23 protein-coding genes are annotated in these 25,780 nt (G+C 66.2%); 8 read left to right on the top strand and 15 right to left on the bottom strand.

The genetic code is table 11. From position 1 onward, the window contains the following. Positions 1 to 51: 51 nt before the first annotated feature. The gene (locus K369_RS11125; RefSeq protein WP_245278175.1) at positions 52 to 1,281 is read left to right on the top strand and encodes a penicillin-binding protein activator; all 1,230 of its coding nucleotides are present in this window, start codon (positions 52 to 54) and stop codon (positions 1,279 to 1,281) included. A gap of 131 nt (positions 1,282 to 1,412) precedes the next feature. Here K369_RS11125 and glyS read toward each other — a convergent pair whose 3' ends face one another. From glyS to K369_RS11065, 12 genes are all read right to left on the bottom strand, one after another. Continuing rightward, a complete protein-coding gene (glyS, locus tag K369_RS11120) occupies positions 1,413 to 3,749 on the bottom strand; it encodes a glycine--tRNA ligase subunit beta (protein WP_036291158.1) in 2,337 nt (778 codons plus the stop codon). A 210-nt stretch (positions 3,750 to 3,959) separates the two neighbouring features. Beyond that, positions 3,960 to 4,352 carry an endonuclease domain-containing protein gene (locus K369_RS11115; protein ID WP_051949217.1) on the bottom strand — a complete coding sequence of 131 codons (393 nt, stop codon included), beginning with the start codon at positions 4,350 to 4,352 and terminating at the stop codon, positions 3,960 to 3,962. Between the two features lie 152 nt (positions 4,353 to 4,504). Next, positions 4,505 to 5,500 carry a thioredoxin-disulfide reductase gene (gene trxB, locus K369_RS11110; RefSeq protein WP_036291156.1) on the bottom strand — a complete coding sequence of 332 codons (996 nt, stop codon included), beginning with the start codon at positions 5,498 to 5,500 and terminating at the stop codon, positions 4,505 to 4,507. 118 nt (positions 5,501 to 5,618) lie between these two features. Beyond that, on the bottom strand, positions 5,619 to 6,797 hold the full coding sequence (locus K369_RS11105; protein ID WP_245278174.1) for a mitochondrial fission ELM1 family protein: 1,179 nt from the start codon (positions 6,795 to 6,797) through the stop codon (positions 5,619 to 5,621). 100 nt (positions 6,798 to 6,897) lie between these two features. Continuing rightward, a complete protein-coding gene (greA, locus tag K369_RS11100; RefSeq protein WP_036294891.1) occupies positions 6,898 to 7,371 on the bottom strand; it encodes a transcription elongation factor GreA in 474 nt (157 codons plus the stop codon). Between the two features lie 158 nt (positions 7,372 to 7,529). Beyond that, a complete protein-coding gene (carB, locus tag K369_RS11095) occupies positions 7,530 to 11,024 on the bottom strand; it encodes a carbamoyl-phosphate synthase large subunit (protein ID WP_036291150.1) in 3,495 nt (1,164 codons plus the stop codon). Positions 11,025 to 11,267: 243 nt separating this feature from the next. After that, a complete protein-coding gene (locus tag K369_RS11090; protein ID WP_036291147.1) occupies positions 11,268 to 11,702 on the bottom strand; it encodes a hypothetical protein in 435 nt (144 codons plus the stop codon). Between the two features lie 113 nt (positions 11,703 to 11,815). Then, positions 11,816 to 12,124, bottom strand: coding sequence for a DUF167 family protein (locus K369_RS11085; RefSeq protein ID WP_018265685.1), 309 nt, complete (start codon positions 12,122 to 12,124; stop codon positions 11,816 to 11,818). Next, positions 12,121 to 12,825, bottom strand: coding sequence for a spermidine synthase (locus K369_RS11080; protein ID WP_036291146.1), 705 nt, complete (start codon positions 12,823 to 12,825; stop codon positions 12,121 to 12,123). Before K369_RS11080 ends, K369_RS11085 begins: the two co-directional genes overlap by 4 nt. 125 nt (positions 12,826 to 12,950) lie before the next feature. Further along, positions 12,951 to 13,460, bottom strand: a complete 510-nt coding sequence (locus tag K369_RS11075) for a hypothetical protein (RefSeq protein WP_156967852.1) — start codon at positions 13,458 to 13,460, stop codon at positions 12,951 to 12,953. Between the two features lie 71 nt (positions 13,461 to 13,531). After that, a complete protein-coding gene (locus K369_RS11070; protein WP_051948759.1) occupies positions 13,532 to 14,494 on the bottom strand; it encodes an IS5 family transposase in 963 nt (320 codons plus the stop codon). A 268-nt stretch (positions 14,495 to 14,762) separates the two neighbouring features. Then, positions 14,763 to 16,241, bottom strand: a complete 1,479-nt coding sequence (locus tag K369_RS11065) for a hypothetical protein (protein WP_156967851.1) — start codon at positions 16,239 to 16,241, stop codon at positions 14,763 to 14,765. Between the two features lie 317 nt (positions 16,242 to 16,558). Between K369_RS11065 and K369_RS11060 the strand changes: the two genes are divergently transcribed. From K369_RS11060 to K369_RS11045, 4 genes are all read left to right on the top strand, one after another. Continuing rightward, entirely contained in the window at positions 16,559 to 17,368 is an 810-nt protein-coding gene (locus tag K369_RS11060; RefSeq protein ID WP_036291144.1) for a sterol desaturase family protein, read from the top strand. Positions 17,369 to 17,566: 198 nt separating this feature from the next. Next, positions 17,567 to 18,460: an outer membrane protein assembly factor BamD gene (locus tag K369_RS11055; RefSeq protein ID WP_051949214.1), complete on the top strand. Its 894-nt coding sequence runs from the start codon at positions 17,567 to 17,569 to the stop codon at positions 18,458 to 18,460. A 47-nt stretch (positions 18,461 to 18,507) separates the two neighbouring features. Then, positions 18,508 to 20,184: a DNA repair protein RecN gene (recN, locus tag K369_RS11050; protein ID WP_036291142.1), complete on the top strand. Its 1,677-nt coding sequence runs from the start codon at positions 18,508 to 18,510 to the stop codon at positions 20,182 to 20,184. Between the two features lie 81 nt (positions 20,185 to 20,265). Next, the gene (locus K369_RS11045) at positions 20,266 to 20,952 is read left to right on the top strand and encodes a lytic transglycosylase domain-containing protein (protein ID WP_036291139.1); all 687 of its coding nucleotides are present in this window, start codon (positions 20,266 to 20,268) and stop codon (positions 20,950 to 20,952) included. Positions 20,953 to 20,961: 9 nt separating this feature from the next. Here the strand turns inward: K369_RS11045 and K369_RS11040 are convergent, their stop codons facing one another. After that, positions 20,962 to 21,249 carry a type II toxin-antitoxin system RelE/ParE family toxin gene (locus K369_RS11040; RefSeq protein ID WP_036291136.1) on the bottom strand — a complete coding sequence of 96 codons (288 nt, stop codon included), beginning with the start codon at positions 21,247 to 21,249 and terminating at the stop codon, positions 20,962 to 20,964. Next, positions 21,246 to 21,524, bottom strand: a complete 279-nt coding sequence (locus K369_RS11035) for a CopG family ribbon-helix-helix protein (RefSeq protein WP_036291135.1) — start codon at positions 21,522 to 21,524, stop codon at positions 21,246 to 21,248. Before K369_RS11035 ends, K369_RS11040 begins: the two co-directional genes overlap by 4 nt. 256 nt (positions 21,525 to 21,780) lie before the next feature. On the opposite strand from K369_RS11035, the gene K369_RS11030 reads away from it, so the two are divergent. From K369_RS11030 to K369_RS11020, 3 genes are read left to right on the top strand one after another with little or no spacing between them, the layout of a single operon-like run. Continuing rightward, positions 21,781 to 22,656, top strand: coding sequence for a chorismate mutase (locus K369_RS11030; RefSeq protein ID WP_036291133.1), 876 nt, complete (start codon positions 21,781 to 21,783; stop codon positions 22,654 to 22,656). Positions 22,657 to 22,660: 4 nt separating this feature from the next. Next, a complete protein-coding gene (gene hisC, locus K369_RS11025; RefSeq protein ID WP_036291130.1) occupies positions 22,661 to 23,782 on the top strand; it encodes a histidinol-phosphate transaminase in 1,122 nt (373 codons plus the stop codon). Then, positions 23,775 to 24,698 (top strand): prephenate/arogenate dehydrogenase family protein, encoded by a 924-nt coding sequence (locus K369_RS11020; RefSeq protein WP_036291127.1) that lies wholly within the window; start codon positions 23,775 to 23,777, stop codon positions 24,696 to 24,698. The genes hisC and K369_RS11020 overlap by 8 nt, the downstream gene beginning before the upstream one ends. Before the next feature lie 56 nt (positions 24,699 to 24,754). On the opposite strand, the gene K369_RS11015 is transcribed toward K369_RS11020, so the two are convergent. Next, the gene (locus K369_RS11015) at positions 24,755 to 25,723 is read right to left on the bottom strand and encodes a patatin-like phospholipase family protein (RefSeq protein ID WP_051949213.1); all 969 of its coding nucleotides are present in this window, start codon (positions 25,721 to 25,723) and stop codon (positions 24,755 to 24,757) included. Positions 25,724 to 25,780: the final 57 nt, after the last annotated feature.

The raw sequence follows: 25,780 nt of genomic DNA, 5'->3' as shown, positions 1-25,780 counted from the left end.
TATAAGACGGCGATTTCATCGGGCCGTTCGAGCGGGAGGCTTCCATTGGTCATGGGTAGGCGGAACAGGTTTCGGCGGGGCGGCGCTGCGGCGTCGGCGCGCCTCGTCTGCGCCTTGGCTGCGGCGTCCTTTCTCTGCGCCTGCAATCCCACGGCGGGGCCGGGCGTTCCCGGCGCTCCCGATCTGCGGCTCTCGGCGCCGCTCGGCAAGGTGGAGGTCGGCCAGCTCAATGAGGGCGAGCTGATCGGCAGCGGCGCGACGCGCATCGCGCTGATCGTGCCGCTCTCCATGGCCTCCGGGCCGAGCCAGGTGGGCGCCTCGCTGCTGAACGCCGCCAAGCTCGCCTATGCCGACAGCGGCGCCAATGATGTGACCATTCTGGTCAAGGACGATCATTCGACGCCCGCCGGCGCCGCCCAGGCCGCGCAAAACGCCATAAACGAGGGCGCGGAGATCGTCATCGGCCCCGTCTTCGCCAGCGGCGTCAAGGAGGCGGCGCGCGTCGCCCGCGGCGCAGGCAAGCCGATCATCGCCTTCTCGACCGATTCCTCCGTCGCCGGCAAGGGCGTCTATCTCCTGTCCTTCCTGGTCGAGGGCTATGTCGAGCGCATCGTCGATTTCGCCGCGCAGCGCGGCAAGAAATCGATCGCCGCGCTGGTGCCGGAGAATGACTATGGCACTGTGGCGCTGGCGCAATTCCAGCAGAGCGCCGCCAATCACGGAATGCGCGTGCTGACGATCGAGCGCTACAAGCCCGGCGCCGTGCAGCCTTCGGTGCAGCGTATCGCCCAGGCGGCCGAGCAGATCGACGCTCTGTTCATCCCCGAGCAGGCCGAGGCCATGGCCGCCGTCTCGCAGGAATTGCAGGCGGCGCATATCGACACCAAGCGCATTCAGGTGCTCGGCACCGGCCTCTGGAACGACGCCCGCGTGCTGAAGCTTCCGGCGCTGCAGGGCGCCTGGTTCGTCGCGCCGGAGAACGCCGGCTTCAACTCCCTGGCGCAGCGCTACCGCGCCAAGTTCAACACCGATCCGGCCCGCATAGCGACGCTCGCTTATGACGCCGTGTCGCTGGCCATCGCTCTGTCGCGCAGCCAGGGCTCGCAGCGCTATTCGGACAATGTGCTGGTCAATCCGTCGGGCTTCAACGGCGCCGATGGCGTGTTCCGCTTCAAGGCCGACGGCATGAACGAGCGCGGCCTCTCCGTGCTGGAGATTTCCGGCGCCGCCGCCAAGGTGCTCTCGCCCGCGCCGCGGACGTTTACGGGGAACGGGGCGTAAGCAGCGCGCCCCCTCCCTCACCCTCCCCCGCAATTGCGGGGGAGGGAGACGGCAAACGCTACGCGAAACCCCGATGAAGCGCCGAATCTGCCCCCTCTCCCGCGCAGCGGGGGAGGGCTGGGGAGGGGGCCTCACGCCACTTTCGAGAAATCCGCCACCTGCAGCATGGCCTCGCGCAGCTCGGCGAGCAGGCGCAGGCGGTTGAGGCGCACTTTCGGATCGTCGCAATTCACCGTCACCGCCTCGAAGAAGTCGTCGACGGGCTCGCGCAGCTTCGACAGCGCCTGCATGGCGCTCTCGAAATTCTCCTTGTCCAGCCGCTCGGCGGTCTCTTCCCGCGCGCGCTTGATGGCGGCGGCGAGCTTATGCTCGGGCAGCTCCATGCGCAGATTGGGATGGTGCGGCTCGTCATAGGCGCCGGCGCCGTCCTTCTTCTCCTCGATCTTGAGAATATTGGCGGCGCGGCGAAAGCCGGCGAGCAGGTTCTTGCCGTCGTCGGTGTCGAGGAATTTGCCCAGAGCCTCCACCTTGCGCGTGATGGTGAGCAGATCGTCCGGCATTTGCGCGCTCCCTTCTCGAGACTGCGCCGAGGCCGAGGCCCCGAGCGCCGCATCGATGAGGTCATATCGTGCGCCGCGATCGCGAAGGTAGACCTTCAGGCGGTCGATGAAAAAGGCGAGGAGATCGGCCGCATTGGCGGCCAGCAGGGGCGGCAGCGTCTCGCGCAAGAAAATCTCGGCGGCGGGCGAGGGCGCCTCGGCGCCCGCCTCTCTGCCGACGGCGTGCAACTGCTTCTCAATGTCGCGGCGCAGATGCGCCTCCGCATCTGCGGTCAGGCTTGCGGAGCCGCTCGGCGACAGGTCCGAGGCGACGCGATTGACCTCGCTCGTCACCAGCTCGCGCAGCGGCGTGCGCGCCGCGAGCCACACCGGCCATTGCGCGGCGGCGAATGCTTCGCGCAGCGGCAGCCGCAGCTCATTCTCGAGCGCGAGGCGGATGACGCCCAGCGCCGCTCTCCGCAGCGCATAAGGGTCCTTGCTCCCGGTCGGCTTCTCGTCGATCGCCCAAAAGCCGACCAGCGTGTCGAGCTTGTCGGCGAGCGCCACGGCGATGGACACCGGGCTCGTCGGAATACGGTCCGCCGGCCCCTGCGGCTTGTAATGCTCCTCGAGCGCCGCTGCGACCTCGGCGTCTTCGCCCTGCGCCGCCGCATAATAGCGGCCCATGAGTCCTTGCAGCTCGGGGAACTCGCCGACCATTTCGGTGACGAGATCGGCCTTGGCGAGCGTCGCCGCCCGCGCGGCCTTGTCCGCATCGGCGCCGACGATGGGGGCAAGCTCGCGCGCCAGCGCCTCTATGCGCTTCACGCGCTCGCCCTGCGTGCCGAGCTTTTCATGGAAGACGATAGTGTCGAGCTTGGGCAGGCGCTCGCCGAGCGGCGTCTTCAGATCGGTCTCATAGAAAAATTTCGCGTCCGACAGGCGCGCGGCGATGACGCGCTGATTGCCGCCGACGATCGTCTCGCCACCGTCGCTCGCCTCAATGTTCGAGACGAGGATGAAGCGATTGGCGAGCCCGCCGTCATGGCGTTTCAGCACGAAGCATTTCTGATTGACGCGAATGGTCGCGCGAATGACCTCGGGCGGAATGGAGAGAAAGCTCTCGTCGAAAGCGCCCATCAGCGTCACCGGCCATTCGACGAGGCCGGCGACCTCCTCGAGCAGCGCGGCGTCCTCGATGAGCTCCAGCCCCAGCGCCATGGCGAGATTGCGCGCGTCATGCAGGACGATATCGCGCCGGCGCGCGGCGTCGAGCACGACTTTCGCCTTCTCGAGCGCGGGGACGTAATCGTCGAAGCGCTTCACGGCGAAGGGGGCCGGCGCCAGGAAGCGATGGCCGTGGGAGACATCGCCGCTCTCGATTCCATCGACAGAGAAGCGCACCACATCCGGCGTCTCCATCTCGGTCCCGAAAGTGGCGAGGATGGATTGCAGCGGGCGCACCCAGCGCAGCGAATCGAGCCGCGTCGACGCCTTGCCCCAGCGCATGGATTTCGGCCAGGGGAAGCTCTTCACAATGCCCGGCAGCAGATCCGCCAGCACCTCTATCGTCTCGCGCCCGGCGCGCTCGATGACGGCGACATAGAACTCGCCTTTTTTGGCGTCCTTCTCGACCTTCGCCTCGTCGATCGACGCGAGGCCGGCGCTCTTCAGAAAGCCCTGAATGGCGGCCTCGGGCGCGCCGACGCGCGGACCCTTCTTCTCCTCGCGCGTATCGGGCTGGCGGCCGGGCAGGCCGGCGATATGCAGCGCCAGCCGTCGCGGCGTCGCATGAGCGGCCGCGCCCTCATAGGTCAGCCCCTTTTCGGCGAGCGCGCTGCAGACCAGCCGCTGCAGATCATCGGCCGCCTGACGCTGCATGCGGGCGGGGATTTCTTCGCTGAAGAGTTCGAGGAGAAGGTCGGGCATCGATTTATCTGTTTCTCGTGCGTGCGGAAACGAGGCGTTCTTCCACCCTCCCCTTCAGGGGGAGGGTCGGCCTGCGCAGCAGGCCGGGGTGGGGTGAGCCCGAGTCTTTGTTGCGCGGACCCCACCCCGCGCCTACGGCGCGACCCTCCCCCTGAAGGGGAGGGTGGGGGCGCGGGGCCTGCGATTTGGCGGTCGTGAACATCGGGGGTCTCAGCGTTCGTCATTCGGCGGCGCGCCGAGAGAGCCGTACAGCGCCGCATGGATCGTGTCGAGAACGCCGTCGATATTCTCGTAAACTTCCTGGTTCCAGAAACGGAGAACGCGATAACCCTCCCGTTCGAGCCAGAGCGTCCGCTCGGAGTCTCGCAGCGACGCCCCGGGCTCCGCATGTGACGGGCCGTCGACCTCGATCAATAGCTTCTCGCGCAAGCAGGCGAAATCGACGACGTAAGGCCCAATCGGAGCTTGCCGCCGAAAATGGGTCCGCAGCAGCGGCACGCGATCAAGCGCGCGCCAGAGCCTCTGCTCCGCGCTGGTCGTATTCTCGCGTAGTCGGCGGGCGGTCCCGAGGCGAAATCGTCGAAGCTTGTCCTCGTCGCGCATAGTGGGCCGTCCTGCTCCCTTTGAAAGGGAGGGCCGGCCTGCGCAGCAAGCCGGGGTGGGGTGAACTCCCGAAATCTCTATCGCGTGGACCCCACCCCGCGCCTACGGCGCGACCCTCCCCCTGAAGGGGAGGGTAGGGGCGCGGGCTGCCGTTACAAAGGCTCCTCGGAGGCGAGCGCGTCGCTCGCCGGCGCCGGGGTCTCGAGCAGATAGCGCTCGACGTCCAGCGCCGCCATGCAGCCGAGGCCGGCGGCCGTCACCGCCTGGCGATAGGTCTCGTCGGCCACGTCGCCGGCCGCGAACACGCCCGGAATATTGGTGTTGGTCGTGCCCGGCTGCACGGCGATATAGCCGGAGGGCTTCAGCTCCAGCTGGCCGACGAACAGCTCCGAGGCCGGCTGATGGCCGATGGCGATGAAGACCCCGTCCACATCCAGCGTCTGCGTCGCGCCGGTCTTGACGTTCTTCACCCGCGTCTGCGTGACCGAAGGCGGCGCGCTGCCGCCCAAAATCTCGTCGATGGCGTGATCGAAGAGGATTTTGACATTGGGCCGCGCGGCGAGCCGCTCCTGCAGCACGCGCTCGGCGCGGAAGCTATCGCGGCGATGCACCACCGTCACCTCCGCCGCGATCTGCGAGAGATAGAGCGCCTCCTCGACGGCCGTATTGCCGCCGCCGACGACGAGCACCTTCTTGCCGCGGAAGAAGAAGCCGTCGCAAGTGGCGCAGGCGGAGACGCCATAGCCTTTGAAGGCCTCCTCGCTCGGAAGGCCGAGCCATTTGGCCTTGGCGCCCGTCGCGATGATGAGCGCGTCCGCCGTGTAGAGCGTTCCCGAATCGCCGAGCAGCTCGAAGGGCCGCTTATCCAGCCGCGCCTCGACGATATGGTCGGAGACGAGCTTGGCGCCGACATGCTCGGCCTGGGCGCGCATCTGATCCATCAGCCAGGGGCCTTGGATCGGTTCGGCGAAGCCGGGGTAATTCTCCACATCTGTGGTGATCATGAGCTGGCCGCCCTGATCGAAGCCGGCGATGACCACGGGCTCGAGCATGGCGCGCGCCGTGTAGATCGCCGCCGTATAGCCGGCGGGGCCGGACCCCAGCACGATGACGCGGGCGTGCAGGCGGCCTTTATCGTCTGCGGACATGAAGAGGCTCTTTGCGAAAGTCTCCGCGCGGACGGCGCGGCGCGTTCGGATGGGCGCAATCTAGCCATTATGCGTTGCGCCGCAACCGCTCCTGATCTTCGGGCGACTCGCGAATCTATTACGAAGCGCGCGGGCCATGAAGCAATACGGGGGCCGACCCATGGAAGGCGGCGTAGCGGCGGGCGATCTCTTCGGCGATGGCTGGCGTCTCGTTCAGCGGCTCATAGCGCCAATGCTCGAGCCGGCCGCGCCAGCGGCGCAATGCGCCGCGCTGTTCCAGCGCATCGAGAAAGGCGGCGATCTTGGCGGCGCCGCCCTCCGGCTCGAAGACATGGACCGGCGCGCCGGTCGCGGCCGCCTCGGCGACCATATTGACGCTATCGGCCGTCACCAGCAGCGCCTGCGAGCCGGCGAGAATGGAGAGATAAGGGTTGTCGCCATCCCCCATCCAAAGAAAGGCGCGCGCTTCCTTCTCCCGCGCGCGGGAGAAGGTGGCCCTCGCGTCAGCGAGGGTCGGATGAGGGTCCCCGAGCCGCTTGCGCAACGCTTCGACCAGCCCCGCCGGCGTCCGCCGCGAGACGGTCGCAGCGACGCTCCAGCCCTGGTCCAGCATGGCGACGACGTCGGCGAGAAGCCTGGCCGCATCTCGCTCCGAAAACCGAAAATGCCGACTATCCCCGCCGATCAGCAGCCCAACTCTCGGCTCCGGCAGCGCCGCGATCCGCGGATCGAGAGTCGCGCGCGCTTCGGCGAGGCGCTGTGGCGTCAGCCGATTCGCCGGGGCGAGCGGGGCGATGACATTGGCGCCGCGCAGATCGTCATGGCGCGGCGCGACGATGACGTCGGCCGTCCCGAGCCTGCTGGCCGGGCGATTCACATAGACGGTGAAGACCGCGCCGCCGGAGGCGCGCTTCACATGGCGCAGATAGGGAATCGTCCGACGCCCGCAGGCGATGACGAGATCCGGATAGGGCGGTGCGAGCAGCTTCGCTTCGCGCGGATCGATCGGGCCGAAAGGCGCGAGCGCGGCGATGAGGCCACGGGGGGCGAGGCGAATGAGGCGGGGGGAGAGGCCGAGGGCTTCGGCTATGCCGAGGCTCTGGACCTCGTGGCCGGCGCGGCCGTCGGAGAGAACCCAGGCTGTTCGCGCTATCCCTTCTCCCGCTTGCGGGAGAAGGTGGCCCGGCGAAGCCGGGTCGGATGAGGGGCCGTGCCGCTCGTCGTCATATCGAAAGTCGCCGCGCATGGGAGCCGCGCCGGTCGTCGAAGATTCGACCTTACCCGGAAGGACCCTCATCCGACCCTCGCTGACACGAGGGCCATCTTCTCCCACGAGTGGGAGAAGGAGAGCGCGAGCTTTTTCAAATTCCGCTCGGTCGCGTCGCCGCCCATGCGGCTCAGACGAAAGCGACCTTCAAAATCTCATAGCTCTTGCCGCCGCCCGGCGTCTTCACCTCGACCGTGTCGCCGGCCTTCTTGCCGATCAGCGCGCGGGCGATGGGGGAGGCGATGGAGACGCGGCCGTTCTTCACATCGGCTTCGGGCTCGCCGACGATCTGATAGGCCTTCTCCTCCTCGGTGTCCTCGTCGACGACCGTGACCGTCGCGCCGAATTTCACCGTGCTGCCAGTGAGCTTGGAAACGTCGATGACCTCGGCGCGCGACAGCTTGTCCTCGAGCTCGGCGATGCGGCCCTCGTTCAGCGACTGGGCCTCTTTCGCGGCATGATATTCGGCGTTTTCCGAGAGATCGCCATGGGCGCGCGCTTCGGCGATCGCCTGGATGATGCGCGGACGTTCGATCTGCTGGCGCTGACGCAGCTCCTCGTCGAGAGTCGCGTAGCCGGCGGCGGTCATGGGCACCTTGTCCACCATGTCTCTTGCTCTTTCGCTCCTGGATGCGTCCAGACCCGGTCAATAAAATTCCCGGCGCCCCCGGACCAGCGAAAGCTGCGGCGGACGGTCGGCCTTCCTCGACATGAACGAGCCGCGGATGCGGCGGCCTTCACTTATATTCGCGCGGCGCGAGGTCACGCATTCGACGCGAAATAGTCCTGAAGGGCGCGGACTTCGAGATCTCCCGATACATAGGCCCTGATGCTCTGGACCGCTGCGATCGCGCCGGCCAGAGTCGTATAATAGGGGACTTTATGCAATAGCGCAGCTTGGCGCAAGGAACGAGAATCCGCCAGCGCCTGAGCGCCTTCGGTCGTGTTGAACACCAGCTGAACCGAGCCGTTCTTGATGGCGTCCACAATATGCGGACGCCCTTCCGACACTTTGTTGAGCTTTTGCGCCGGCACGCCCTGTTCCTGCAGAAAGCGCGCCGTGCCGCCCGTCGCCACCACGGTGAAGCCGAGGCTGACGAGCTGCTGAACCGCGGGAATGACGCGCGGCTTGTCGGCGTCGCGCACCGAGACGAAGACGGTTCCCTGCCGCGGCACCTTGGTGCCGCCGCCGAGCTGGCTCTTGGCGAAGGCCGCCTCGAAGCTGCGGTCGAGGCCGATGACCTCGCCGGTCGAGCGCATCTCCGGCCCGAGCACAGTGTCGACGCCGGGGAAGCGCGCGAAGGGGAAGACCGATTCCTTCACGCCGACGTGATTCGGCGCGCGGGAGGGCAGGGTGAAGGCCGAGAGCTTCTCCCCGGCCATGATGCGCGCCGCGATCTTGGCGATGGGGGCGCCGACCACCTTGGCGACGAAGGGGACCGTGCGCGAGGCGCGCGGATTGACCTCCAGCACAAAGATTTCGCCGTCCTTCAGCGCATATTGGACGTTCATCAGCCCGATGACGCCGAGCGCCTTGGCGAGCTGGATCGTCTGCCGCTCGAGCTCCGCCACCATCTCCGTCGAGAGCGAGCGCGGCGGCAGCGAGCAGGCCGAATCGCCGGAATGAATGCCCGCTTCCTCGATATGCTCCATCACCCCGGCGATGGCCGCCTCCTCGCCATCGGCGAGGCAATCGACATCCACTTCAATGGCGTCGGTCAGATAGCGGTCGAAGAGCAGCGGATTCTTGCCGAGAACCGTGTTGATCTGCCCGGTCTTGTCATTGGGATAGCGCGCCTTGACGTCCGACGGCACGAGGCTCGGCAGCGTGCCGAGCAGATAATCGTCGAGCGTGTTCTGGTCGCGGATGATCGCCATGGCGCGCCCGCCCAGCACATAGGAGGGCCGCACCACCAGAGGCAGGCCGAGCTCGCCGGCGACGAGTCGCGACTGCTCCACCGAATAGGCGATGCCGTTCTTCGGCTGCTTCAATCCGAGCTTGTCGAGCAGGCGCTTGAAGCGGTCGCGGTCTTCGGCGAGGTCGATCGAATCGACCGGCGTGCCGAGAATGGGCAGGCCCGCCGAACTCAGCGCATGGGCGAGCTTCAAGGGCGTCTGGCCGCCATATTGGACGATGACGCCATGCAATGTCCCATTGCTGCGCTCGACGTCCAAAATCTCCTCCACATCCTCGGCCGTCAGCGGCTCGAAGTAGAGACGATCGGAGGTGTCGTAATCCGTCGACACAGTCTCGGGATTGCAATTGATCATGATGGTTTCATAGCCCGCGTCGGCGAGCGCGAAGCAGGCGTGGCAGCAGCAATAGTCGAATTCTATGCCCTGGCCGATGCGGTTCGGCCCGCCGCCGAGAATGACCACCTTGCGCTCCGCCGACGGCCGCGCCTCATTGGCCGGCGCGCCGAGGAAAGGCGTCTCATAGGTCGAATACATATAGGCGGTGGGGGAGGCGAACTCCGCCGCGCAAGTATCGATGCGCTTATAGACCGGCCGCACGTCGAGCGCTCGCCGCGCGGCGCGCACTTCCTTCTCACCGGCGCCAGTGAGCGTCGCGAGGCGCGCGTCGGAGAAGCCGGCGAATTTCAGCGCGCGGAAATTGTCGGCGTCCTTGGGCAGGCCGAAGGCGCGCACCCGCGCCTCCAGCGCGACGATCTCCTCGATCCGCGCGATGAACCACGGGTCGATCTTGCAGGCTTCGTGAATCTCCTGCGGATCCATGCCGAGTCGCAGCGCCTGGCCGACGACGAGCAGCCGATCCGGCGTCGGCGTGCCGAGCGCGGCGCGCAGCACATTCATATCGTCGCCGCGGCCCATGCCGTCGATCTCGATCTCGTCGAGGCCGGAGAGGCCGGTCTCCAGCGAGCGCAGCGCCTTTTGCAGCGATTCGGCGAAATTGCGCCCGATCGCCATGGCCTCGCCGACGGATTTCATCGCCGTCGTCAGAATGGGCTCGGCGCCGGGGAATTTCTCGAAAGCGAAGCGCGGAATTTTGGTGACGACATAATCGATCGTCGGCTCGAAGGAGGCCGGCGTCGCGCCGCCCGTTATGTCATTGGCGATCTCGTCCAGCGTGTAGCCGACGGCGAGCTTGGCGGCGACCTTGGCGATGGGGAAGCCCGTCGCCTTGGAGGCCAGCGCCGAGGAACGCGACACGCGCGGATTCATCTCGATGACGATCATGCGCCCGGTGGCCGGATCGACCGCGAATTGCACATTCGAGCCGCCGGTCTCGACGCCGATCTCGCGCAGCACGGCGAGCGAGGCGTCGCGCATGATCTGATATTCTTTGTCGGTCAGCGTCAGGGCAGGGGCGACGGTGATGGAATCGCCCGTATGCACGCCCATGGGATCGATATTCTCGATCGAGCAGACGATGATGCAATTGTCCGCTTTGTCGCGGACGACTTCCATCTCATATTCTTTCCAGCCGATGACGCTCTCTTCGATGAGCACCTCGGTGGTCGGCGAGGCGTCCAGGCCCCGCTCGATGATGTCGATGAACTCCGCCTTGTTATAAGCGATGCCGCCGCCCGTGCCGGCGAGGGTGAAGGAGGGACGGATGATCGCCGGCAGGCCGATGTCCTCCAGCGCCTCCAGCGCCTCGGTCAGGCCCTTGGAAATGTAACGCCGCTTGCGCTCGGGCTCGTCCGCCTCCCAGCGGCGGCGAATATCGGCGATCGCCTTCTGCTTCTCCTCGTCGGAGAGGGCGGAGGCCTCGATCTCGGCGATCTCGGCGTTGCGCTTGGCCTTGTCGGAGGTCTTGACGTCGGTGGCGTTGGCGAGGCGCGAGCGCGGCGTCGAGAGGCCGATCTTGGTCATCGCCTCGCGGAACAATTCGCGATCCTCGGCCTTGTCTATGGCCTGGGCGTTGGCGCCGATCATCTCGACGTCGAATTTCTCCAGCACGCCCATGCGCTCGAGCGAGAGCGCGCAATTCAACGCCGTCTGGCCGCCCATTGTGGGCAGAAGCGCGAAGCCGCCGGGAAGCCGATAGCGCTCCTTCTCGATGATCTTGGCGACGATCTCGGGCGTTATCGGCTCGACATAGGTCCGATCCGCCATGTCTGGATCGGTCATGATCGTCGCGGGATTGGAATTGACGAGGACGATTCGATAGCCCTCGGCGCGCAGGGCCTTGCAGGCCTGAGTGCCGGAATAGTCGAATTCGCAGGCCTGGCCGATGACGATGGGGCCGGCGCCGATGATCAGAATGGTCGAGATGTCTGTTCGCTTCGGCATGTCGGTCCGTCTGTCATCCTTTCGTCGCGGGACGCTCCCCAGAATGGGGGAGAGCGCGCGTCTTGTCGTCTATCGGGGCGCCGGCGCGCACAAAAAAAGGCCGCGCTGCAGCCTTTCCAAGGTCCAGCGCGCCCTCCCTAGAGACGAGATCGAGCGGGGCGGTCGGCCCGGCCCGGCGGTCGGCCGTGTGTTAGACGAGAATCTGCGGAAGGGAAAGGGGCAGGGAAGCCGACTGGGGAAGAGTCAGCGCGGATTGGCCGGACCGCCCACCTGAATCCGCGCCGTGACATGCTGAAGAACGGTCCGATTCTCGAGGTGATAGGCGACGTTGAGGACGAAGCTGTCGTAGCCTGTGAAATTATGCTCGGGCGTGTAGGTCACGATCGTCGCATAGCCGGGCTGGCCCTGGCAGTGCCGCACCGGCGCCTGCCCCTCGCCAATGGTCAGCGTCCCATGCTCGGGATGCTGAGGCGACACCACCGTCGCCCGCCGCGCGAGCCGATAATTCGGCACGCCCTGGCAATTCACCCGGAAGGAATGAAAATAAAATACGGTCGGCGTGTTGGGCTGCGTCAAGCGGGTGAGCAGCGCGTCTCGGGCCGCCGCCGGCGCCACGGGCAGCGTTGCGGCGGCGAGGAGCGTGAGAGCGACAGCGCGCGCAATGAGCCGACGATACATGACTTTCTCGGAAATAGACGAAACAAGAAGTCATTACATCGGATTTATGTATTAGTCCAGTTCAGGCTTGGCCGTCATCCGTCATGGGCTCTCTGGATTTCCACGCTTTTCGCTCAGGCTCGGCGGAACGGGCCTGGAAGCTTCTGCGGCGCGGCGATCCGCAATTGCTTGTTGACGTTCATGCGTCCGAACACGACTTCGATCGCCGAGGGAGCGACGCCGAATTCGCCGGCGAGAAAGCGCACCATGTGATCGGTCGCCCGGCCTCGGCGCGGCGCCGTGGTCACGCTGACCTCGAGCTGATGGCCTCTGGGCTTGCCGATGGCGTCGCGACTGGCGGCCGGCCGTCCCAATATGTTGACCACCAGCGTCTCGCCTTCCCACCAGAAAAAACGCTCGTCCTCCGCCGATTTGCGCGTCACCGATCGGCTCCCGGCCGGGGCGGCGAATCAACGCGCGTGGCGAGCCAGATCACATGCCGCGCGCCGCCGCCTCCGCCATTGGCGCGCGCCTTCACCTCTTCCACGCGGAAGCCGGCTTTGCGCAGCCGGGCGGAAAACGCCCGATCCGGCGCGCAGGACCATACGGCCAGCACGCCGGCCGGACGCAGCGCGGCGCGCGCCTCCCGCAGGCCCTCCTCGCCATAGAGCCCGCCATTGGAATCGCGCGTCAGGCCCTCGGGACCATTGTCGACATCGAGGAGAATGGCGTCATAGGCGCCGCGGCCGGAGCGAATCGTCTGGCCGACGTCCTCCACCTCTATGTCGAGGCGCGGATCGGCCAGGCTGTCGCCGAAAACCTCGGCCATCGGCCCACGCGCCCAGGCCACGACGGCGGGCACGAGCTCGGCGACGGTGATCCGCGCCTGCGGGCCGAGGGCGCCGAGCGCGGCGCGCAAGGTGAAACCCATGCCTAGCCCGCCGATGAGCGCGCGCGGCTGCGCCCGGCCCGCGATTTTCGCGCAGGCGAGCGTGGCCAGCGCCTCCTCCGAGCCGCTGAGGCGGCTGTTCATCAGCTCATTATTGCCGAGCATGATGGAGAATTCCGCGCCGCGCCGCTTGAGCCGCAGCTCGCCCGCGCCGCCGGGGACGGGGGCCGTATCGAGCAGGGTCCAGGGGATCACGGAGGCTCTTCCTTCGAGGGTGCGCGGCGTTTCAGCGGCGCGGTGATAGCGCGAGGCGAGATTCGGCGTCCAGCGCGGCGAAGGCGGGCTTGTCTATGTCGCGGTGGCGCGTTCGTCGGCGCCGCTCAGGGCTTCTTGACTGCGGCCGGAGCCGGGCTGGCGACCGGAGCCGGGGCCGGCTGCAGCTGGGAGACAGAGGCGGCCGGGCTGGCCGAGCCCATATCGGCGGCCAGGCCGAAGAGCTTCCATCGTCCATTCACGGGCGCAAAGATCATCTCGAAATCGATCTGGCTCGACGCGGAGGGGAAGTAGCCGGAAAAGCGCATCATGCCATTCTTGTCGATCTCTGGCGCTGTCTTCATCTCCGGCTCGTAGACGAGAACTCCAGAATAGTCGAGATTTCGTTCGCGCTGGCTGCGGAAGCTCGCCGACAAGCGCGCGGCGTCATTGGCTGCGGCGAATCCAGGCGCCGATATTTCTCGCAATATCGTATAGTTCCCGCTCTTGTTCGACAGATCCAGCGCATAGAGCGTCGAACGTATGGAGCGCTTCGCAGAATAGCCGAGGTCTCGGCGTTTACGGTTTTTCGGCCGCAATCGACGGGCTTTGATGCGCCCGCGCGCCATCTGGCGCAATGCTCTGCGCCGTCAGCCGGTCATTTTTCGCATCCCTATCCGGTTCGAGACACACCTCTCCCCTCGCGGCGTCATGCCGCCGCTTCGAGAACCCGCGCCCGCTTCATGTTCATCGCCATGACGACGAACTGAAGATGACAATTGTTGCGCGCGAGGCTGCGGTAGCGTACTCGCGCCATCCCATACCAGTTCTTCATCGTCGCGTTGGCGCGCTCGACGCCGACGCGAACGCTCGACGCCGTCTTGTTGAACCATCTCTGCCAGTCCGGCTGTCGCGCTCCGCGCTTCGCCTTATAGGCGATCTTGTCGTCGATCTTCTTGTCGTTCAACGCCTTGCGTAGCGCTGCGCTATCATATGCCTTGTCGCCGTAATAGGCCTCTTCATCGCCCTGGATCATCGCCTCGCCGCGCTGGCTGTCGTGCAGATCGGCGCTCGTCATCTCCGCTTGGCGCACGATGCCGCTTTCTTCGTCGACCGCCAGATGCGCCTTGTAGCCGAAGTAGGTCTCGCCGTTCTTCTTGGTGAAGCTCGCGTCCGGGTCGCGCGGATTGACCTGCCCCTCGTCGTGGGGCGGCGGCTTCACGGCGGCCGCGATGATAGTGGCGTCGACCAGCGTGCCGCGCTTCACGATCAGCCCGCGCGCGTCGAGTTGTCGATTGACCTCGGCAAGTAGTTTCTCGTCGAGGCCGAGCTTGGCGAGCCGCTGACGAAACCGCCAGATCGATGAATGGTCCGGCGTCTCCTCGTCCAGCGGAACCCCGCAAAAGCGCCGAAACGACAGGCGATCGCGCACAGCCTCCTCGGCGGCGGGGTCGGACAGCCCATACCACTGCTGCAACAGCACGATCTTGAACATGGTCAGTGGCGGATAGGCCGGCGCGCCGTCGCTCGAAGAATGCAGCGGACGCAAAATAACGTCGAACGCGCTCCACTCGAACGTCTTGGCGATATCTTCCAGAAACCCACCAGGACGAGAATAGGCTTTCACGAATGCGTCGGCGAGCGAAGGTTGGCTGAAGTTGCGGCGTGACATCGGTGACTCACATCCCTCGGACGCCCCAGAGAATCACGGGTTCGCCGGTTTTGCAAAGCGCTCCGTATGAGGATCAGCAGGCCGTTCTTGTCGATCGGCGCGGGTCTGGCCGCCGGCGGCGGAACGCTGGCGTTTTGCGCCTGGGCTGCTTGCGGAACGAGCGCGGCGGCCAAGGCGGTCGCGGCAATGCTCCTCGCTATGCGGCGCCGAATGTTCCCGAGGCGATGCGCCATTGGCAATGCTCCGATCTTTCGGGAAAGGCCTGTCTTCAGAACTCGGTCACGATCTGCCCCCGCGCTGCGAAGGAGTTGTCGAAGCCGGCGGAGAGTGATCCGCCGATCGCGATCGGCAGCGTCATATCCAGCCGGTGCAAGGCCGAAACGCCGACCGCTCCGGCATTTTTATAGAAGCCGGATGCGACAGCGACCGTGGTCTTGCCGGGCGCGCTGGGGAAGTGAGTCGACGGCATGGCGATGGCGAGGGCGATACCCTGCCGATATTCGCGCTGATTCGCATGGACCTGGTTCGATAGGCTGGTCAGCCCCGCGCCGAGCGCGCCGACAGAGTCGTTCAGGGCGTTCAGATTGGCGTTCACGGCGCCGAACGCCGAGCCGACATTATTGTAGGTCTTGCCCTGTATCTGATAGCTCGGGGCGCTGACGCCGCCGCCCGGCGTATAGACGGAGCCGCCGCCCAGGGCCGAGGCGGTCGTCGCGCCGAGCGTGTTGACATTGGCGCCGACTGCATAGAGCTGCGAGCCGTTCACCGCGTCTGTCGAGGTCGGGCTGACGACGCCGGCCGCGACATTCTGTATCTGACGCTCTGCGCCGGGGCTCCCGACGCTGACGACCCCCGCCGCGGTGGTTCCGGCGATGGAGCCGCTGGAGACGGAGTAGGGGCCGGCATGCACGGCGTCGGTGGTCGAATTGGCGCCCAGCGCCACCGAATTCGCGGTCGTGGCGCGAGCATTTGCGCCCAATGCGATCGAATTGTCGCCGCTCGCCGTCGCATTATAGCCGATGGCGGCCGAATTCAGCGCGCTGGCGGTCGTTCCGGCGCCGAGAGCGATCGAATTATTGCCGGTGGCGGTGGCGTGCGTCCCGATCGCAGTGGCGTTGTCGACAAGCGGCCCGCCCGGCAAACGGCCGGCGTAAGCGGTGTCGCCGATCGCAATGGAGCTGTTTCCGAAGACTCGATTATCATTGCCTATCGCTATGCTGTTCGCGTATTCCCCTTGCGCGAACACGCCGCCGATCTGATTGTTCACGCCGATCGCCGTAGAGTTTCCCGCATAGACCCTATTCCGGGCGCCGACAGCGGTCGCGCTCGAAGACGTGTCGGCGCCGCCGAGGAAGATGAGATTGTCGACGCCGATCGCGGTCGAGGTGGACGAGTCCGTCGCTCCTCCGCCGGCGCCGATGGAGTTGCCGTGCCCAAAGGCGCTGCTGCCGCCGCCGCTGACGATGTTGGCAGTGCCGACGGCGGTCGAGTTGGCGTTTGAGGCGACGTTGTCTCCGCCATAGGCCGCGGAATTCGGCCCTTCAGCGAGGTTGCCCTGGCCGAAAGCGGTCGAGGAGGCCCCCGTGGCGCTATTGAACGATCCGCAAGCGGAAGAGAAGGAGCCGAAAGCTGCGCTTCCGCTCGCCGGACTGCACACCATGCTCGCTTCGGCGGCATGAATTGTCGCCGTCGCGCCGGCGACCGACAGAAAGAGCAGGGCGACGGCGCGTCTCTCGAAAGACGACATCACGTGATCCAATCGGTTTTCCTGCTCTTCGCCGCGGTCTTCGACTTTCGGTAGGCGTGGCGGGATGCAGCGTGAAAAAGGCGGTTGATTCGAATGGCGTTACGGTAAATAGAAATGGTTAATGAATGTTAATCTTCAGCGGAGCTGATGATGGTCGGCCTCGGAAGGCGAGCGCAAAGGATGCGGCGCCGCGCGTCGTCCAGCCTCACTAGAAATATGCCCTGAACTCGGCTATAGGACGAAAAAATCTCCTCCGTTCGCCGCGCGGATTGCGGCCGGCGCGACGAACGGATTTCCCGATCGGAGTCCGCCTATCCATGTCGCTCGAGCCATTCGGATATATTCCTCTCTCCTTTCTCGCCTGGGCCGCGCAGATGGTCGCGTTCCACGGGATCGGTTACGCGTTCGAATGGTGTGATTCGACCGGTCGGCTGAAGCGCTTCAAGGTGCGCGAGCTCGATCGCATGAGCTATCGCCAGCTGCTGCCGCGCGTCTTGTTCAATCAGACAGCGATACTCCTGCCCTCCATGCTGGCGGTGGAATATTTCGGCCTCGGCTTCGTCGGCGCCCCGCATCTGAGCTGGACCGCTCTCGTCCTGACCATGATCGGCATGCTGATCGGCCACGACATCGTGCAATATGTCGCGCATCGCCATCTGCTGCATCATCCGGCGATGATGAATCGGCTCGGCCATGCGCTGCATCATCAGACCGGCGCCAGCAAGGCGATCAGCGCCTGCTATCAGTCCGGCGCGGATTTCTTCTTCGAGATCGTGCTGCCCTATCTTCTGCCGCTGGTTCTCGTCGGCGGCGGCGGCGCCAGCGTTGCTTTTCATCTGTGGATGACCAGCCTCGGCGCGCTCGGCGGGCTTTATGAGCATTCGGGCTATGATTTCGGCCTCGCCTTCCGCGATCCCGCGGCGAAGGGCTGGCGCAAGCGGCTCAACGCCGCGCTCGATCGTCTCACCTCCAGCACGGCGCACGGCTTTCACCACACGCGCGGCAATGTGAGCTTTTCCGACGGCTTCGGCACGCCGGGCATTTGCGACACGCTGTTCAAGACGCGCTGGGATCTGGCGCCGGAGCGCGTGCGCCAGCGGGAGCGTGCGGCGGCGACGTCGGCCTGACGTTCCTATTCCGTCGGCGCCATTTCGCGCTCGGTCCGACAGCATCGGCCGCAAAGGGCGGCGCGCGCCATAATCTCGCCCGATCCGGCACGTCTCTTCGAAGCAGGGGAGGGCGTTCGCATGAGCGCCTTACCGAGTGGCGCCCTTCGGCGAATTGGTTTAGAGAACCTTAAATAACGTCCCCGCGAGGCCGAATCCATGATCGCAAGCCCGTTTCGCCCCAAAGCTCTCGCGCGCGCAGCGCTGGCGACGGTCCTCGTCGCGGCTCTCCCGGCGGCCTCGGGACGCGCCGATATCCTCGACAGCATAACGAGCGGCTTCGGCCTTTTCTCGGGCGAGAAATACAAGACCGAGATTCTGCCCGACATTCCGGCCGAGGATATTTATAATCAGGGCCTCGCCCGCATGGACGCCCATGATTACGAGAACGCCGCCAAGAAGTTCGGCGAGCTCGAGAAGCAATATCCCTTCTCGCAATGGGCGCGCAAAGGCCTGCTGATGCAGACTTTCGCGCAATATCAGAAGCCCGCCTATGACGATGCGGTCGCCTCGGCGCAGCGCTACATCGGCCTCTATCCGACCTCGCCCGACACGCCCTATATGTATTATCTCGCGGGAATGTCTTATTATAATCAAGTCCCTGCGGTGATGCAGGACCAGGAGAGCGCGGAGAAGGCCCTGGCCATCTTCACCCAGCTCGTCGAGAAATTCCCCAAGTCGGAATATGTGACCGACGTCAAATACAAGATCCAGGTGGCGCGCGATCAGCTCGCCGCCAAGGATATGTTGGTCGGCCGCTTCTATCTGACACGCAAGAATTATGCGGCGGCGGTCAATCGCTTCCACGATGTTCTCGCCAAATATCAGACGACCCGCCACGCCGAGGAGGCGCTCTATCGGTTGACGGAGGCCTATTTCGCCATGGGCGTCGTCAATGAGGCGCAGACGGCGGCGGCCATTCTGGGGCATAATTTCCCCGATTCGTCCTGGTACAAGGACGCGCATTCGCTGCTCGCGACGGGCGGCGTCGCGCCCGAGGAACATCAGGGCTCCTGGCTCTCCAAGATCGGCAAGACGCTCGGCTCCAGCTGAGCGTTCGCAGGGGCGAGCCGAGGGGGCCGGAAGAGTAGAGCGCGCGCATGCTCGTCCGTTTGTCTATTCGCGATATCGTCCTCATCGACAGGCTCGATCTCGAGTTCGCGTCCGGCCTGACCACGCTGACCGGCGAGACCGGCGCCGGCAAATCCATCCTTCTCGACGCTTTCCTGCTGGCTTTGGGCGCACGCGGCGACGCTTCGCTCGTGCGCGCTGGCGAGGAGCAGGGGCAGGTGACGGCGGCCTTCGATCTGCCGCGCGACCATCCGGCGCTCGCCGCGGCGCGCGAGTTCGGCCTCGACGCCGAGGATGAGCTGGTCTTGCGCCGGGTGCAGACCAGCGACGGCCGCACCCGCGCCTTCGTCAATGACCAGCCGGCCAGCGCCCAGGCGCTGCGCGCTATCGGCGCCTCGCTGGTCGAGATCCATTGCCAGCACGATGATCGCGCGCTCGTCGATCCGAGCGCGCATCGGGCGCTCGTCGACGCCCATGGCGCGCTCGGCGAAAGAGCCGTGGAGGTGCGCGAGCTGCATGGCGCCCTGCAGCGCGCCCGCCGCGAGCTGGCCGAGGAGGAGGCGCGCGTCGCCAAGGCGCGGGCCGAGGCCGATTATCTGCGCCACGCCAATGAGGAGCTGGAGGCGCTGGCGCCGCAGCCCGGCGAGGAGGCCGCGCTCGCCGAGCGGCGCCAGACCATGCAGCGCTCCGAGAAGGTCGCCGGCGATCTGCGTGACGCGCTCGAGGCTTTTTCCGGCGATCATTCACCCGCCGGCGAAATCGCCTCCGCCGCCCGTCGTCTCGAGCGGCGCGCGACCCAGGCGCCGCAGCTGATCGAGCCGCCGGCCAAGGCGCTCGCCCAGGCGCTGGATGCGCTCTCCCTCGCCGAGCAGGCGCTGGAGCAGGCGCTCCGCGACGCCGATTTCGACCCGCGCGAATTGGAGCGCATAGAGGAGCGGCTGTTCGCTCTGCGCGGCGCCGCGCGCAAGCATCAGACCAGCGTCGATGCGCTCCCGGCGCTCGCCGAGCGCTTCGCCGCCGATCTCGCCGCGCTGGACGCCGGCGAGGCGCGCATAGTGGCGCTGAGCGAGGCGGTCGCCAAAGCGCAGGCCGCCTATGCGAAGGCCGCCGAGAGCCTCTCGGCGGCCCGGCGCGCGGCGGCCAAGACGCTCGACGCTCTCGTGGAGGGCGAGCTGAAGCCGCTGAAGCTGGAAGGCGCGCGCTTTCGCACCGAGATCGTCAGCGATCCTGCGACCGGCGGGCCGGACGGCTATGATCGTGTGGAGTTCTGGGTGCAGACCAATCCGGGCTCGCGGCCCGGCCCGCTGGTGAAGGTCGCCTCCGGCGGCGAGCTCGCGCGCTTCATGCTGGCGCTGAAAGTCGTGCTCGCCGATCGCGGCTCGGCGCCGACGCTGGTCTTCGACGAGATCGACACCGGCGTCGGCGGCGCGGTGGCGGACGCTATCGGGCAACGTCTGGCGCGGCTCGCGAAACGCGCGCAAGTGCTCACCGTCACCCATGCGCCGCAAGTGGCGGCGCGCGCCAGCCGTCATTTGCGCATCGCCAAAGGCGCCGTGAAAGGCAAGGCGAAAGACCGCGTGGCGACGCGCGTCGCCGAGCTGGAAGAGGCCGAGCGGCGCGAGGAGATCGCCCGCATGCTCTCGGGCGCCGCCATCACCGACGAGGCCCGCGCGGCGGCCCGCCGGCTGCTGGAAGGGGCGGGCTGAAATCCGTACGGATTCGGGCCGATTTGGCGAAAGCTCGATCTCGGGTTAAGAAGCGCTAACCAAATCGGCTCGGGAGGACGAATGAGACTGGCGATTTGCGCGGCGACCGCCGCCTTGGGCTTTGCGCTCGCGGGCTGCAATTCCTCTTCTCCCGAACGTCAATTCGTCGCCAAGGCGGTCGAAGAGCCGCCGCCGCCGAAGGCGAGGCTCTCGCAGCGCGAGAAGCTGGAAGACAGCATTTCCCGCTGCGCTCGCACGTACGACATTCCCGAATCGCTGATCCATACCGCCGTCCGCCGCGAGAGCAATTACAATCCCGCCGCCAAGAACGGGCCGTATTGGGGCTTGATGCAAATCCGCTACGACACGGCGCGCAGCGTCGGCTACAGCGGCCCGGCCAAGGGCCTGCTCGACGCCGAGACCAATCTCGCCTACGCCGGCGCCTATCTCGCCAACGCCTTCCGCGTCGCCGGCGGCGACGCGCAGCGAGCCATTCAGCTCTACGCCAAGGGCTTTTATTTCGAGGCCAAGCGCAAGGGCCTGCTCGGCCAAATGGCGAGCGGGCGCTCGGTCACTGATGAGCCGAGCGAGCCGGCGGCGTCCGCCGTGGCGAAAGCCGAGCCGCAGCCGGTCGTGATGGCGGCGATCGATATTCCTGCCGGCAAGCATGTCGCGGCGGCCGAGGCGCAAGCCCAGCCGGCGCCGATCATGATGTACACGGAAGCGCAGGTCCCGGTCGCGCTGGAGGAGCAGACGGCCCAGCAGTAGGGGCTCCCGTCAAAAAGCGTCCGGCCAGCGGCGCGCTCCGTGATAGAGACGCAATATGTGAATAGTCTCGTTCTGCACGCGATAGGGAACGAGGTAGGGCGTTCCTGTGACGACGAATTCCCGCGTGCCGAAAATACGGCCGGGGCGTCCGATATGGGGAGCGCCGGGAAGGGTCGTTTCGAGCGTCACGACGAGATGCAGGACCATCCGCCGGGCGGCGCCTGGATTATCGCGCGCGATATAGGCTCGGATCGCCGACAAATCGCCGAGCGCTTTTCGCGACCAGACGATTTTCATGGAGCCGGCGTTTCATCCGGCGTGTCCCATGACTCGACCCATTTCCGCACGTCCTCGTGCGCTATCGCTTCGCCCGCGTCGATCGCACGGATTGCGTCTCGGATTCCCTCGACTTGCCATTCATTGGCGTCGAGAAATTGAGCTATTGCTTCCGCTGCGAGAAAAGAGCGGCTGCGGCCGGTGCTCTCGGCGAGCTTTTCCAGCCGCGCCTTGGTCGGGGCGTCGATGCGGACGGTGAAGGTATCGCTCGCTCGCGCTTCGCTTTGTGTTTTCATGTACACATCCTATCGCCAATCTGAGTTTGGGCAAGCGCGGGCGAGGGGCGCGCTCGTTGGATTTGCTGTTGTGTTGTTCTGTTCATGTTCCGACTCCCTGAGCGTCGGGGGTGGATGGCCGCGACGCCATGAAGCTGGATCACCTCTGCCTGCTAACGTGACCTCAGATCCCCGAGAGCCCGGCCCCCTCGCATTGCCTCTCGCGCCGCGCTGGCCTAAGACAGCCCTCCGCCCTATCCGCCACCAGCCCGCGCCGATGCGAGACGAATCTTTGCCCAAGATCGAGACCGAAACGCTCGCGGATTTGCGCGACGAGATCGACCGCATCGATCGCGAGATGCATGGCCTGCTGATGCAGCGCGGCGAGATCATCGATCGGCTGATCGCGGTGAAGGGGCCGAACGGCGCCTCCGCCTTTCGCCCGGACCGCGAGGCGAAGATGATGCGCGCGCTGGTCTCGCGGCATACCGGCCTGCTGCCGGTGGACACGGTCGAAGGCATTTGGCGCATCATCGTCTCCACCTTCACCTATATGCAGGCGGAATATTCGCTCCACGCCGATGATTCTGGCGGCGACGCCGCCATGCGCGACAGCGCGCGCTTCCACTTCGGCTTCACCGTGCCTTATGTCACCCATCACGGCGCCGGCGCCGTGGTCGCGGCGGTGGCGGGCTCCAAGGGCGATCTCGGCATGCTGCGCTCCGCCGGCGCGCAGGAGGAGGGCGCTTGGTGGGCGCGGCTCGTCGGCGAGAATGCGCCCAAGATCATCGCGCGCCTGCCCTTCGTCGAGCGGCCCAATCATCCGGCCGGCCTGCCGGTGCTGATCGTCGCCAAGCCGCTGGCCGAGGCCGCCTCGCAAGATATCGCCCTCTGTGCGCTCACGCTGCCGAAATGGCATGCGGCCGCGCCGGCGGCGATCGACGCGCTCGCCGGCGAGATTCTCGCCACCGCGCCGCATGGCGGGGAGCTGTCGCTGCTCGTCGCCGCGCCCGGCCATGTGAGAGCTGCGCAATTTACGGAAGAGCTGGCGCGCGCCGGCGTCGGCCGCGCCAGCGCCGAGCCGGTCGGCAGCCATGCGGCGCGTTTCGAATTGGACACGGCCCGCAGCGGCGTTTTTGCTCCGAGGAGTTGACGAGATGACCAAACCTGTCGTGCGGCCGAGCGTGCTGGCGATCGACGCTTATGTGCCGGGCAAGAGCGCCGCCCCGGGCGCCGCGCGCGTCTTCAAGCTCTCGGCCAATGAGACGCCGCTCGGGCCGTCTCCCAAGGCCGTGGAGGCGCTGCGCGCGCTGGCGCCCAAGATCGCCGCCTATCCAGACGGCTCGGCGACGCGGCTGCGGCAGGCGATCGGCGCGGCGCATGGGCTCGATCCCGAGCGTATCGTCTGCGGCGCCGGCTCCGACGATATTCTCGCTCTGCTCGCGCACGCTTTCATCGAGCCGGGCGACGAGGGGATCTACACGCAGTACGGATTCCTGGAGTATCGCATCGTCATTCTGGCGGCGGGCGGCGTTCCCGTCATCGCGCCGGAGACGGATTACAGAGCGAGCGTCGACGCGATTTTGGAGAGGGTGACGGAGCGCACGAAAATCGTCTTCGTCGCCAATCCGAACAATCCGACCGGGACCTATCTGCCGAAATCGGAAATCCTGCGGCTCGCCGATGCGCTGCCGGCGCATGTCGTGCTCGTCATCGACGCGGCCTATGCGGAATATGTGCGCGCGGAAGATTATTCGGCGGCGCTCGAGCTCGCCTCGACGCGCGACAATGTGGTGACGACGCGCACTTTCTCGAAAATCTACGGCCTCGCGGGGCTGCGTCTCGGCTGGGGCTATGGCTCCGCGCATATAATGGATGCGCTGAACCGGCTGCGTGGCCCGTTCAATGTCAGCGCTGCGGCGATCGAGGCGGGCATAGAGGCCGTGCAGGACAAAGCGCATCTCGAGGCGGCGATCGCGCATAATGCGCGCTGGCTGCCGTTTCTGACGCAGGAGATCGAGGCGCTGGGGCTCGAGGTTCTGCCGAGCGTCGCCAATTTCATCGCCATTCGCTTTCCGGGCGAGGCGGGGCGCACGGCGGCGGACGCCGATCGCTTCCTCACTTCGCGCGGGCTCGTGCTGCGCGCGATCGGCGCTTATGGAATGCCGCAATTTCTGCGGCTGACCATCGGCTCGGAGGAGGCCAATCGCCTCGTCGTCGCGGCGCTCGGCGAATTCACCGCCTCATGGCGCGCGGCGCCGCGGGCCGCGCATGGCTGACGCGCGCGCGCCGATCTTCGAGAAGGTCGCGCTGATCGGCCTCGGCCTCATCGGCTCGTCGATCGCGCGCGGCGCTCGCGCCTCTGGCGCCGCGACGCGCATCGCCGCGAGCGACGCCTCGGAACAAGTGTGCGTGCGCGTGCGCGAGCTCGGCATAGCCGATGAAACGACCGCCGATCTCGCGCAGGCCGTCACGGGCGCCGATCTCGTTATTCTCTGCGTGCCGGTCGGCGTCTGCGGCGAGGTCGCGCGCGCGATCGCGCCGCATCTCGCGCCGGGCGCCATTCTCTCCGACGTCGGCTCGGTGAAGGGCGCCATTGTCGCGCAGGTCGCGCCGCATGTTCCTGCGAGCGCGCATTTCATTCCCGCGCATCCGATCGCCGGCACGGAATATTCCGGGCCGGACGCCGGCTTTGCGACGCTGTTTCAGAATCGCTGGTGCATTCTCACGCCGCAGGACGGTTTCGACGGCGAGGCGGTGAGAAAGCTCTCGGATTTCTGGACGCGGCTCGGCGCCAATGTCGAGACGATGAGCGCGACGCATCATGATCTGGTGCTGGCGGTGACGAGCCATTTGCCGCATCTCATCGCCTACAATATCGTCGGCACGGCCGCCGATCTCGAGGAGGTCACGCAGTCGGAGGTGATCAAATTCTCGGCGTCGGGCTTTCGCGATTTCACCCGCATCGCCGCCTCCGATCCGACCATGTGGCGCGATATTTTCTTGAACAACAAGGACGCCGTGCTGGAGATGCTCGGCCGTTTCGACGAGGATTTGACGGCGCTGCGCCGCCTGATCCGCACCGGCGACGGCGACGGGCTGTTCGCGCTGTTCACGCGCACGCGCGCCATCCGTCGCAGCATCATAGAGCAGGGGCAGGACACGGCGGCGCCGGATTTCGGAAGAAGGGAATAGGGAAGGGAACGAATAGCGAATAGAGCGACGAGCTCCCTCGCTACACGCTATTCGCTTCAGATCAGCCCCATCACCTGCAGCGCGTCGGAAATCTCCTCGCGTCGTTTCTCCACCGCTTCCTCGCCTTCGTGTACGGCTTCCTCCGTGCGATCGAATTCGAGCAGACCGATATGGCCGACGCGCGGCGTGATGTGCACGTCGGGCGGATCGCCGGCGAGGCGCGAGCGCGTCAAGCGGTCTTGCATGATGCTGAGCGAGGTCGTCATCACGCCAAAAATGCTGGGCCGGTCGGGGTCGCGGCGGAACACGCCGCGCGTCAGCGATTCGGTGAGCGAGGCGACGAAGGGCTTCTGCTTTTGCTCGAGCAGCGTGATCGGATCGAAGCCCATGGTCGAAGGGATGCGCGCGGCGTCGCGCGATTTGCCGATGATGTCCGTGTTGAGATTGACCGCGATCACCAGCTCCGCGCCGAGCGCGCGGCAGGCGGCGACCGGCAGAGGATCGACCAGCGCGCCATCGGCGAGCCAGCGCCCGTCCACCTCCATGGGCGGGAACAGGCCCGGCAGCGAGAAGGAGGCGCGCAGCGTCTCGGCGAGATCGCCCTTCTGCAGCCAGATCTCGTGGCCGGTGATGAGATCGGTGGCGACGGCGACGAAAGGCGTCGGCAAGGTCTCGACACGCATGGGGCCGAGCGCGCGGCGCAGCTCCATCAGCAGACGATCGCCTTTGATGAGGCCGCCATAGCCGAGCTGGAGATCGAGATAGGAAACGATCTTGCGCTTGTCGAGCGAGGCGGCCCAGGCCTCCAGCTCGTCGAGCTTTCCAGCGATGAAGCAGCCGCCGACCAGCGCGCCGGCCGAGGTTCCGGCGACGACGTCGAAGGAGACGCCCATGCGCGTCAGCGCGCGCACGGCGCCGATATGCGCCCAGCCGCGCGCCATGCCCGAGCTGAGCGCCAGCCCGATCTTGCGCCGGCCGAGCGGATGCTCTTTCGTGTCGGACGTCACCGTCGCTTCCTTCGTCATCGCCGCTTCGGGCTCTTTTCTTCGACCTACGCAATTCACATATCACATCCGCCGCCT

The organism is Methylosinus sp. PW1 (assembly GCF_000745215.1).
In the GTDB taxonomy this organism is placed as follows: domain Bacteria; phylum Pseudomonadota; class Alphaproteobacteria; order Rhizobiales; family Beijerinckiaceae; genus Methylosinus.
This window is presented reverse-complemented; position numbering and strand designations above follow the sequence as displayed.